This is a genomic window from Variovorax sp. KBW07 (assembly GCF_003852515.1).
Classification (GTDB): Bacteria; Pseudomonadota; Gammaproteobacteria; order Burkholderiales; family Burkholderiaceae_C; genus Variovorax.
In genome coordinates, this window is record NZ_QAJK01000169.1 from 2,670 (window position 1) to 12,523 (window position 9,854).

The 9,854-nt window shown below is 67.9% G+C and carries 11 protein-coding genes; 6 read left to right on the plus strand and 5 right to left on the minus strand.

Features of this window, described 5'->3' with window-relative positions:
• Positions 1–251 precede the first annotated feature (251 nt).
• Positions 252–1,130 carry a LysR family transcriptional regulator gene (locus tag DBV14_RS29435; RefSeq protein WP_124464853.1) on the plus strand — a complete coding sequence of 293 codons (879 nt, stop codon included), beginning with the start codon at positions 252–254 and terminating at the stop codon, positions 1,128–1,130.
• Between the two features lie 15 nt (positions 1,131–1,145).
• On the opposite strand, the gene DBV14_RS29440 is transcribed toward DBV14_RS29435, so the two are convergent.
• Positions 1,146–2,321: an ABC transporter substrate-binding protein gene (locus DBV14_RS29440; RefSeq protein WP_124464856.1), complete on the minus strand. Its 1,176-nt coding sequence runs from the start codon at positions 2,319–2,321 to the stop codon at positions 1,146–1,148.
• Between the two features lie 82 nt (positions 2,322–2,403).
• On the opposite strand from DBV14_RS29440, the gene DBV14_RS29445 reads away from it, so the two are divergent.
• The gene (locus DBV14_RS29445; RefSeq protein WP_124464858.1) at positions 2,404–2,910 is read left to right on the plus strand and encodes an energy transducer TonB; all 507 of its coding nucleotides are present in this window, start codon (positions 2,404–2,406) and stop codon (positions 2,908–2,910) included.
• A gap of 30 nt (positions 2,911–2,940) precedes the next feature.
• Here the strand turns inward: DBV14_RS29445 and trmB are convergent, their stop codons facing one another.
• From trmB to DBV14_RS29465, 4 genes are all read right to left on the minus strand, one after another.
• Positions 2,941–3,741 carry a tRNA (guanosine(46)-N7)-methyltransferase TrmB gene (gene trmB, locus DBV14_RS29450; protein ID WP_124464860.1) on the minus strand — a complete coding sequence of 267 codons (801 nt, stop codon included), beginning with the start codon at positions 3,739–3,741 and terminating at the stop codon, positions 2,941–2,943.
• Positions 3,738–4,700: a tRNA glutamyl-Q(34) synthetase GluQRS gene (gene gluQRS / locus DBV14_RS29455; protein ID WP_124464862.1), complete on the minus strand. Its 963-nt coding sequence runs from the start codon at positions 4,698–4,700 to the stop codon at positions 3,738–3,740. The genes trmB and gluQRS overlap by 4 nt, the downstream gene beginning before the upstream one ends.
• A gap of 7 nt (positions 4,701–4,707) precedes the next feature.
• On the minus strand, positions 4,708–5,790 hold the full coding sequence (locus DBV14_RS29460) for an NAD(P)/FAD-dependent oxidoreductase (RefSeq protein ID WP_124464864.1): 1,083 nt from the start codon (positions 5,788–5,790) through the stop codon (positions 4,708–4,710).
• A gap of 128 nt (positions 5,791–5,918) precedes the next feature.
• Entirely contained in the window at positions 5,919–6,872 is a 954-nt protein-coding gene (locus tag DBV14_RS29465; protein ID WP_124464865.1) for a LysR family transcriptional regulator, read from the minus strand.
• Between the two features lie 163 nt (positions 6,873–7,035).
• On the opposite strand from DBV14_RS29465, the gene DBV14_RS29470 reads away from it, so the two are divergent.
• The 4 genes from DBV14_RS29470 to DBV14_RS29485 all read left to right on the plus strand — a co-directional run bounded on the left by DBV14_RS29470 (position 7,036) and on the right by DBV14_RS29485 (position 9,817).
• Positions 7,036–7,737 (plus strand): pirin family protein, encoded by a 702-nt coding sequence (locus DBV14_RS29470; protein WP_124464866.1) that lies wholly within the window; start codon positions 7,036–7,038, stop codon positions 7,735–7,737.
• Between the two features lie 89 nt (positions 7,738–7,826).
• Positions 7,827–8,255: a DoxX family protein gene (locus DBV14_RS29475; protein WP_124464868.1), complete on the plus strand. Its 429-nt coding sequence runs from the start codon at positions 7,827–7,829 to the stop codon at positions 8,253–8,255.
• Positions 8,256–8,298: 43 nt separating this feature from the next.
• Positions 8,299–8,856: a flavodoxin family protein gene (locus tag DBV14_RS29480; protein WP_124464870.1), complete on the plus strand. Its 558-nt coding sequence runs from the start codon at positions 8,299–8,301 to the stop codon at positions 8,854–8,856.
• Between the two features lie 34 nt (positions 8,857–8,890).
• Entirely contained in the window at positions 8,891–9,817 is a 927-nt protein-coding gene (locus tag DBV14_RS29485) for a pirin family protein (RefSeq protein WP_124464872.1), read from the plus strand.
• The last annotated feature ends 37 nt before the right edge of the window (positions 9,818–9,854 follow it).

Sequence of the window (9,854 nt, forward strand, 5' to 3'; positions counted from 1 at the left end):
CGCCGATGGCCACGGCGCGCTGCTCCTGCAGTTCGGAGTGCGAGATGTAGTGGGGGCGCAAGTGCCGCAGGAACAACGCGGCAATGGCGTCGGCCTGGGCGGGGTCGTGGCACCAGCTCAGCTCGAACGGTGCCATGTCTTTACGGGTACGAGAAATCGTCATGAACGCATGTTGCGCCATTAAAATGGATGAATAAAGATGAAATTCATCAACAAAATAGATGACTAGATAAACGGACGGGCAGGACGCAATGGAATGGACCGTCGATCAGCTGCGCCAATTCGTGACCACCGCCGAGTGCGGTTCGTTCTCGGCGGCGGCGCGTCATCTGGGCAAGGCGCAATCGGCCGTCAGCACGGCCATCGGCCTGCTCGAAGTCGACCTGGGCGTGGCGCTGTTCGACCGCTCGCGCCGCAACGCGCAACTGTCCGAAGCGGGCCAGGTGCTGCTGCTCGAAGCGCGCGAGCTGCTGCGGCAGGCCGAGCAGCTCGACCAGCGCGCACGGTCGCTGAACGCGGGCAACGAGGCCGCGCTGTCGCTGGCTTTCGACGAGGCTTTGCCGTACACGGCCATCGGCACGCTGATGCGCGAGATCTCGGCGAAATTTCCCAGCCTTGAACTCACCGTGCTCAATGGCACCGCCACCGAAGTGGCCGACTACGTGGAGCAGGAGCGTGCGAGCGTCGGGTTTCATTTCGACCGCGGCCCGGCGTGGCCGAGCTTCGACCTGCGCCACATCGGCAGCGTGCCGCAGGGCGTGTTCGTGGCCAGCGACCATCCGCTGGCCGACGGCCGCACCGTTCGCCGCAAAGACCTGGTGCGGCACCGGCAATTGCTGATGCACGCCGACGACGTGCACGAGGTGGCTTACAGCCCCAGGGTGTGGCGCTGCGACAGCTTCTACAGCACGGCCGAGATGGTGGCCGACAACCTCGGCTGGGCCGTGCTGCCCGTCAACATCGCGCGCTACGAAGGCTTTCGCAAGGCACTGCAGGAAGTGCCTTGCCCTTCGCTGGCATTGCCCCGGCTGACGGTGCGCATGCTCTGGCTGCAGGGCCGGCCGCTGGGCGCCACCGCGTCGTATGTGCAGCAGCGCTTTACCGAGCTGCTGCGCGACAGCCCGGAGTGAAGGCGTGGGTGCGGCCTACCTCAGCACGCGGCCATCGGCCGAGATGCTGATCAGGTCGATGCTGCGCACGTTGTCGCGCAGGCCGGGCCGCAGGTTGATGCGAAAGCCGCCGACGTCGTAGTCGGTCATGCCGGCCATCACGCGCTGCAGGCTCGCGGTGTTGAAGCCCTTGCCCGCGCGGCGCACCGCTTCGCCCACGGCCTTGGCCGCGATGAAGCCCTCGAGCCCTTCGTACGAGGCCGTCTGGTCGGAGTTGTCGACCGCCGCCAGGTATTCCTTGACGATGGGAATGGCTGACGGCCGCGGCGACGGCACCACCTGCGAGATGACGATGCCGCCGATGTCCTTGCCGAGCGTGGCGTAGAGCGGGTCGATGCCGACGATCGAAAACGCCATGAAGCTGCCGGTGTAGCCGCTCTTGCGCAGCGAGCGGATGGCATTGGCCGTGGTGCCCGAGAGCGACACCAGCACGATGGCCTGCGGCGACTGCTGCTGCACCGTCTTCAGGGCGGCATCGAGCTTGTTGCCGCTGGCCGGCACCAGCGCGGTCGCGACCAGCGGCGTGAGCTTGAGCTCGGCAATGGCCTGCTGCACGGCGGCCAGGCCGGCGCGGCCCATGGCGTCGTCGTCGCCCACCAGCGCCACGCGCGTCTGCCCCACGGTGGAGCACTGGCGCACGATCTTGAGTGCCTCGTCGATCATGCCGGGGCGCACATGGAACACGTTGGGGTGATCGGCGCCGCGCAGGGTGTCCGAAGCCGCGAAGGGCGCGAAGAGCAGGCTGCCCTGCTGCGTGGCGACGCTCGCACCGGCCTCGCTGCTGGCCGTGCCGACGAAGCCGAACAGCAGATCGGCCTTGTTGGTCGACAGCAGGGTGCGCGCGTTGGCGCCGGCACGGGCGGCGTCATAGCCGTCGTCGAGTTGAAGCAGCTTCAGCTGCAGGCCGGTGGCTGCGTTGCGCTCGTTGAAACCGCTCACCGCGAGCCGGCTGCCGGCGGCGAAGGCGTTGCCGATTTCACTGGCGTTGCCCGTCAGTGGCACTGACTGCCCGAGCAGCACGACGCGGGGCGCACCGCCGGCCGCGGGCCGCGTGGCTTGCGCCATGGCGGAGAGAGAGAACCCGCCGACCCCGCTTCCCAGCAACAGGGCACCACCTGCCTGTGCGAGCCATTCCCTGCGAGATGTGTTCATTCGATACCCTCGTGAACAATAGTAAAAAAGTGTAGCAATTTCAGGGCCAAGGGGGAATCGGGTGCCCGGTCAGAATTCCCTGATGAAACATTCAGTTCTGTGGGTGGGCGTGGGTGTGTCGATGGCGCTCGCGGGGTGCACGACGCCGGTGCTCAGGGTGGCCGAGATGCAGGAGGCGGCGCCGGCGCCCGACGTTGTGTCCGCTCCGGCTTCGGCCCCGGCGCTCGTGGCCGAGCCGCCGCGGCCTCCCGTCATCGGCGTGCCGCCCATGGCTGAGCGGCGCTTTGATCCGCCGATGGTTGGCGGTGCCGTCGCCACGGACCCGGTGGCGCGTTCGCGGCGCATGCCGGTCTACCCCAAGGCCTTGCTCGAAGACGGCGCACCTGACGGCCGGGTGATCGCGAGTTTCTATGTCGGTGTGGAAGGCAGGCCGGAAGACGTGCGCATCGAGTACGCATCGCACCGGCTGTTTGCGCAGGAGGTCAGTGCGGCGGTCAAGGCCTGGCGCTTCGACCCGGCACGCGATGCCGATGGCCGTGCGGTGCGCACGAAGATGCGCGTGCCGTTCCGCTTCATCGCGGCGGACTGAGGTCCGGGCGCTGGACCCCAGGCGGCCAGTTCAGGCGGCGGTGCGCTCGAACACCAGGTCCCACACGCCGTGGCCCAGCTTGATGCCGCGGTTTTCGAACTTGGTCAGCGGGCGGTAGGCGGGCTTGGGCGCATAGGCCTCGGCCGTGTTGCGCAGCAGCGGTTCGGCGGCCAGCACTTCGAGCATCTGCTCGGCGTACGGTTGCCAGTCGGTGGCGCAATGGATGTAGCCGCCGGGGCGCAGGTGCCGCGCCAGCTTGGTCACGAATTCGGGCTGGATCAGCCGGCGCTTGTTGTGCCGCTTCTTGTGCCACGGATCGGGAAAGAACACATGCACGCCGGCCAGCGTGCCGGGCTGCAGCATCTGGTCGAGCACGTCGACGGCGTCGTGCGCGCAGATGCGGATGTTCGAGATCGATTGCTCGCCGATGCGCTTGAGCAGCGCACCGACGCCGGGCTCGTGCACTTCGCAGCAGAAGAAATGGGTGTCGGGCAGCACGGTCGCGATATGCGCCGTGGCTTCGCCCATGCCGAAGCCGATCTCCAGCACGGTCGGCGCTTCGCGGCCGCCGAAGGCTGCCGCCAGGTCGAGCGGCTCGGGCTTGTAGGGCACCAGGAACAGCGGGCCCAGCTCGGAGAAAGCGCGGGCCTGGCCGTCGGTGGTGCGGCCGGCGCGCTTCACGAAGCTCTTGAGGCGGCGGTGCAGCGGGTGCGGCTTGGCTGCGTCGTTGCCGCTGCCGCCGTTGTCGCCGTCGTTGTCGTGGCTGTCGTTGGAGGCGGGCGCGTCGTCGCTGCGCGGGAGGTCGTTGGGCACGGTGTCGGGGAAGTTCATGTGGGCCGCGAATTGTAGAGAGCGCGCCATTCGGGCACCCAGCCGGCCAGCGCGGCCGTGCAGTCGGAGGCCGTGGCGGGGCGCAGGCCGAGCACGCGGGCAGCGGCGTTCAGGGCGGCCAGCGCGGCTTCGGGCGTCGCGGTGTCGATGGCCGTGGCGCCGTTCTGCTTGGAGAGCTTGTCGCCATCGGCGCCGCGCACCAGCGGCGTGTGCAGGTAGCTGGGCGTCGGCAGGCCGAGCGCGCGCTGCAGCAATATCTGCCGCGCCGTGTTGTCGGTGAGGTCTTCGCCGCGCACCACGTCGGTCACGCCCTGTTCGGCATCGTCGACCACCACCGCGAGCTGGTAGGCCCACGGGCCGTCGGCGCGGCGCAGCACGAAGTCGCCGACCTCGCGGCTGACGTCCTGGCACTGGCGGCCCAGGCGGCGGTCGGTCCAGCAGAGTTCGCCGGCCTGCGTGCGTTCGGTGGCGTCCTGCCAGGGCACGGCCGGGGTGGGCGGTCGGTCGGATTCGAATTTTTCGGTGGCGAATCGCCACGCCCGCGCGGGCTTGCCATGCAGGCCGTCGCGGCATGTGCCGGGGTACACGCGCTCGCCGTGGCGCTCGTGGTGCTGGCCCAGGCGCGCCAATGCCTGGTTGATGTCCTTGCGCGAGCAGCCGCAGGGGTAGGCAAGGCCACGGGCCCGCAATGTGGCCAGTGCCGCTTCGTAGCGGTCCGTGCGCTGCGTTTGCCACACCGGCGCTTCGTCGGGCAGCAGGCCGCAGTCGGCCAGTTGCTGCAGGATGTGCTCGCCCATGCCGGGCAGGCATCGCTCGGTATCGGCGTCTTCGATGCGAACCAGCCAGCGCGCCTGCGGGCCGCGGGCGCGCACGTCGAGCCAGCTCGCGAGCGCGGCCACCAGCGAGCCCGCATGCAGCGGCCCGGTGGGCGAGGGCGCGAAGCGGCCGGTCTCCCCCATCCCCGGATCAGATGGTTTCGAGTGCGAGCGAGAGGCCCGAAAGGAACGCGTCTTCCACGCGATGGCCGGTGCACCAGTCGCCGGCGATGCCGATGCGGGCCTTGGCGTCCCACAGGTGGGTCTGGCCGACGGGTACCTGGGTCTGGGCTTCGCTCCAGCACAGCGCCTTGGCGTGCGCGGGCGTGGCGTGGATGCCGGTGATTTCCGCGAAGGCGCGCAGCAGCTTGGCTTCGACGCGCGAAGGCATGTCGCGCAGATGCTCCTGCGACCAGGCGGCGCTGGCCTGCAGCGTCCAGCGTTCGATGGGTTCGCGGCCGGGCTTGGACGATTCGCGCGCCAGCCATGCCACGCGGTGATGGGTGCTGCGCGCCGCATTCCATTGCGGGCCCAGGTGCGACATGGTCGGCTGGTTGGCCTGCGGGAAGGCGATCATCAGCGTCCAGCAGGGCGCGATGCGCACCGATTCGATCTTGCGGCTGAGCGCGGCCGAGAGCTTGCCGTCGCCCAGCAGGGCGCGTGTGCGCGAAGGCGGCACGGCGAGCAGCACGGCGTCGAAGCCCGAGTACACGTGCTGCGACTCTTCGGCGCCCGCGGTGCGCAACTGCCAGCGCTTGGCATCGAGCGCATCGGGCTCGATCTGCGTGACCTGCGTGCCGGTAATGAGGCTGTCGCCCAGCGGTGCGGCCCAGTGGGCCACCAGTGCATCCATGCCGGGCTGCGCCACCCAGTGCGCTTCGAGCGAGGGCAGGGCCGCCTCGGCCACGCGGCCATGGGCGTCGAGCACGCGCACGAGGTTGGCGCTCCATCGTTTGCACAGGCCGGGCGTGGTTTCCAGCGCCAGCGCAAAGCGCGGGTCGCGCACGGTGAAGTACTGCGCGCCGCTGTCGAAGCGGCCGAAGGCGGTGTCGACGCTCGCCATGCGCCCGCCGGGCGTGTCGTCGCGCTCGAACAGCGTGACCTTGTGGCCCGCCTGTCGCAGCGTGCGCGCGCAGGCCACCCCGGCGATGCCGGCGCCGACGACGGCGTAGTGGCGTGGGGCGGTGGGAGTTCGGTGGCGGTCGGCGGGCTTTGCAGTTGCGCGTTTGGTCATGACGGACTCTTTTCTTCTGGATGGAATGCGGTTGGATGTGTCCGCACTCTACATCGGTCTGCATGGGCTGCCGCCTGAGGGCTCACCCTTAGCCGCATCGCCCGATGGACCGGTCCATCTGCTGAGCCCTAGCGGCCGCGATGCCGTTCGAGCAGCGCGCGACGCGTGGCCTCGTGCTCGAACTGCGCAAGCCACCATTCGAGCGCGCGCCCCGGCTTGCCCGCGCTGCGCACGCGCCATGCGCAATGCATGGTGCCCAGCGGCGGCTGGCGTTCGGTCCGCAGCTCGACCAGGTGCCCGGCCTCGATGTAGGGCCGCGCCATCGGCTCTGGCAAAAAGCCGCCGCCCAGGCCGTGCAGTTGCGCCGCGATCTTCGCCTGCATGCTCGGCACCGTGAGCACGTCTTGCCCGCCCATGAGGTTGACGGTCATGCTCGGTCCGCTGCGCGCCGAATCGGCCGCCGCCACCGCGCGGTGCTGGCGCATGACCGCATCGCTCAGCGGCTGCGGCAGGCGTGCCAGCGGATGGTGCGGCGCCACCGCGTAGACGAAGCGCAGCTCGCCGATCAGCAGGCTGCGCAGGCCCGTGGCGGTGAACGCCAGGCTCGCGGCATCGAGCACCGAGCCGATGGCCAGGTCGGCCTCGCCGCTGGTCAGTGCCTCGATGGTGCCGAGCAGCGTTTCGTCGCGCAGCTTGAGCCGCGTGGGCGGTTCGAGCGCGAAGAACGCGGTGCACAGGTCGAGCAGCGGGTCGCGCGCGATCACGCTGTCGACCGCGATGGTCAGCATCGGCTCCCAGCCGGTGGCCACGCGCTTCACGCGGTTGGCCACGGCGTCGATTTCGTTCAAGAGGCGGGTGGCCTCGCGCAGCAGCTCGGCGCCGGCCTCGGTAATGCGCGCCTGGCGGGCGCTGCGGTCGAACAGCAGCACGTCGAGCGCGTCTTCGATCTGGCGCACCCGGTAGCTCAGCGCACTGGGCACCAGGTTCAGGGCGCGGGCGGCGCCGGCAAAGCTGCCGGTGCTGGCCACGGTTTGCAGCATGGCAAGGGCGTCGGGGGTCAGCACGTCTCTGGGGCTGGGCATGGCGGCTCCATTGATCAAAATATTTGAATGGTGCCATCAAACCGCGGCGTCTTTCCGAACCGCCCCCAGACCTAAAGTTCTTCTCATCCGCTGCGCATCCGGCGCGGCATACGAAGAAGGCCCGGGCTTCCCCGCGGAGCAGGGCCACAGAAGGAGTCTGACGATGTTGCAAGTCCGTAAATCACAGGAACGCGGTTATGCCGACCATGGCTGGCTGCGCTCGTTCCACAGCTTTTCTTTCGCCGGTTATTACGACGCGGCCCACATGGGCTTCGGCAACCTGCGCGTGATCAACGAAGACCGCGTGGCCGCCGGTGCCGGCTTCGGCACCCATGGCCACAAGGACATGGAGATCATCAGCTACGTGCTGTCGGGCGAACTGGCGCACAAGGACAGCATGGGAAACATCGAGTCCATTCCGCCGGGCGACGTGCAGCGCATGAGCGCGGGCCGCGGCGTGATGCACAGCGAGTTCAACCACAAGAAGGACGAGACCACGCACTTCCTGCAGATCTGGATCGAGCCCAACGTGCGTGGCATTGCGCCCGGCTACGAGCAGAAGCAGTTCAGCGACGCCGAGAAGCGCGGCAAGCTGCGCCTGGTGGCCTCGCCCGATGGCAGCGACGGCTCGGTCACCGTGCACGCCGATGCGCGCCTGTATGCGGGCCTGCTCGACGGCGATGAAAAGGCCAGCCTGGCGCTGGACCCGAAGCGCAAGAGCTACGTGCACCTGGTGCGCGGCGAGCTCGAAGTCAATGGCCAGAAGCTGGTGGGCGGCGACGCCGCCAAGCTCGAAGGCGAATCGCAGCTGACGCTGGCCGCCGGCAAGGACGCCGAAGTGCTGGTGTTCGACCTGGCCGCGTGATGCATTCCGGGCGCGCGTCGCCCGGCTTTTCTTTTTCTTGTTCCCTTTTTCCTGCCTTTCCATTTCAAACAACCGAGGAGTTTTCAACCATGGCAACCACAACCACAACCACCACCACCCCCAACGCCGCACAAGACACGCTGGCCCTGATCGGCCGTCTCATGATCGCGTTCCTGTTCATTCCCGCCGGCATCGGCAAGCTCATGGGCTTCGGCGGAACGGTCGGCTACATCACCTCGGCCGGCCTGCCGCTGCCCGAAGTGGCGGCCGCCGTTGCCATCGTCATCGAGCTGGGCCTCGGCATTGCGCTGCTGCTGGGCTTCAAGACTCGCTGGACCGCCATCGTGATGGCGATCTTCACCGTGGTGACGGCGCTGTTCTTCCACAAGTACTGGTCGGCGCCCGAAGCCATGAAAATGATGCAGCAGATCAACTTCAACAAGAACATCGCGATTGCCGGTGGACTGTTGGCCCTTGCTGCCTTCGGCCCCGGCCGCTTCAGCATCGACAAGCGTTGATCCCATCTATCCAAACATTCAATCCATCAAGGAGCACATGAACATGGCCGACATCGTCGTCGTCTTCCATTCCGGCTACGGCCATACCCAGCGCGTGGCGCAAGCCGTGGCCGAGAGCGCGGGCGCGCAACTGCTGGCCATCGATGCCGACGGCAACCTGCCCGAAGGCGGCTGGGAAATGCTGGCGGCAGCCGATGCCATCGTCTTCGGCTCGCCCACCTACATGGGCGGCGTGAGCTGGCAGTTCAAGAAATTCGCCGATGCGTCGTCGAAGGTCTGGTACACGCAGGGCTGGAAAGACAAGCTCTTCGCCGGCTTCACCAACAGCGCGACCATGAACGGCGACAAGGTCACGACCATGGCCTACCTGTGGACGCTCGCGATGCAGCACAGCGGCATCTGGGTCAGCATGGGCATCCTGCCGACCAACAACAAGGCGGCCACGCGCGACTCGATGAACTACGTGGGCGGCTACGGCGGCCTGCTGACGCAATCGCCTTCCGATGCCAGTCCGGCTGAAATGTTCAAGGGCGATTTCGAGACAGCGCGCGCATTTGGCGAGCGCATTGCCCAAGTGGCAAGATCGCGCGCAGCAAAGTAAAAAGGCAATCCGCCGCCCACGAAGAAAGCCCACGATGACCGACGACACCACGCCCCAGACCCAACTGCTTCGACCGCACGACAAGGACCTGGGCGGCGGCTTCAACGTGCGGCGCCTGTTGCCGGCGGCGCAGCGCCGATCGGTCGGGCCGTTCGTGTTCTTCGACCACTTCGGGCCGGCGACCGAGCAGCCGGGCACGGCGCACGACGTGCGGCCGCATCCGCACATCGGCCTGTCGACGGTCACCTATCTTTTCAAGGGCGCGATGATGCATCGCGACAGCCTTGGCAGCGTGCAGGAGATCTTGCCGGGCGCGATCAACTGGATGACGTCAGGCCGCGGCATCGTGCACTCGGAGCGCAAGCCCGAGCGCCTGAAGGCCGACACGTACGTGAACCACGGGCTGCAGCTGTGGGCCGCATTGCCGCAGGCGTACGAAGAGGTGGCGCCGAGTTTCGTGCACACGCCGTCCGACGCGATCCCGGAAGTTACCGAGCAAGGCACGGCGGTGCGCGTGCTGGTGGGCGAGGCCTTTGGCGTGCGCTCGCCGGTGAAGACGTTGTCGCAGACGGTCTACCTGGACATCGCATTGCCGGCGGGTGGCCGTTTCGAGTTGCCCGCGCTGGCGCGGGAGTTGGCTGTGTATGCCGTCGACGCGGATGCCAATGTCGACGGCGAGGCGGTGCCGGCGCACACGATGGCTGTGCTGCCTGAAGGGCAGGGCGGTGTGCTGACTTCCGACTCGGCGGTGCGCCTGATGGTGATCGGTGGCGAGCCTCTGGATGGGCCGCGCTACATCACTTGGAATTTCGTTTCGAGCCGTCGTGAGCGCATCCTCGAAGCGGGTGCCGATTGGGCTGCGCAGCGCATGGGACATGTGCCTGGGGAGACGGAATTCATTCCGCTGCCTGGCAAGCCGTTTGGTGTGCGCGAGCCGGACACGGGGACTACGCCGGTCTGATCGCTTGCTTTTGGCGGCTGCTGTTTGGGAGCGGGGT

Coding starts and splice junctions, on each gene's coding strand:
- DBV14_RS29435 (WP_124464853.1), top strand. CDS start 252: ATGGAATGGACCGTCGATCAGCTGCGCCAATTCGTGACCACCGCCGAG.
- DBV14_RS29440 (WP_124464856.1), bottom strand. CDS start 2,321: ATGAACACATCTCGCAGGGAATGGCTCGCACAGGCAGGTGGTGCCCTG.
- DBV14_RS29445 (WP_124464858.1), top strand. CDS start 2,404: ATGAAACATTCAGTTCTGTGGGTGGGCGTGGGTGTGTCGATGGCGCTC.
- trmB (WP_124464860.1), bottom strand. CDS start 3,741: ATGAACTTCCCCGACACCGTGCCCAACGACCTCCCGCGCAGCGACGAC.
- gluQRS (WP_124464862.1), bottom strand. CDS start 4,700: ATGGGGGAGACCGGCCGCTTCGCGCCCTCGCCCACCGGGCCGCTGCAT.
- DBV14_RS29460 (WP_124464864.1), bottom strand. CDS start 5,790: ATGACCAAACGCGCAACTGCAAAGCCCGCCGACCGCCACCGAACTCCC.
- DBV14_RS29465 (WP_124464865.1), bottom strand. CDS start 6,872: ATGCCCAGCCCCAGAGACGTGCTGACCCCCGACGCCCTTGCCATGCTG.
- DBV14_RS29470 (WP_124464866.1), top strand. CDS start 7,036: ATGTTGCAAGTCCGTAAATCACAGGAACGCGGTTATGCCGACCATGGC.
- DBV14_RS29475 (WP_124464868.1), top strand. CDS start 7,827: ATGGCAACCACAACCACAACCACCACCACCCCCAACGCCGCACAAGAC.
- DBV14_RS29480 (WP_124464870.1), top strand. CDS start 8,299: ATGGCCGACATCGTCGTCGTCTTCCATTCCGGCTACGGCCATACCCAG.
- DBV14_RS29485 (WP_124464872.1), top strand. CDS start 8,891: ATGACCGACGACACCACGCCCCAGACCCAACTGCTTCGACCGCACGAC.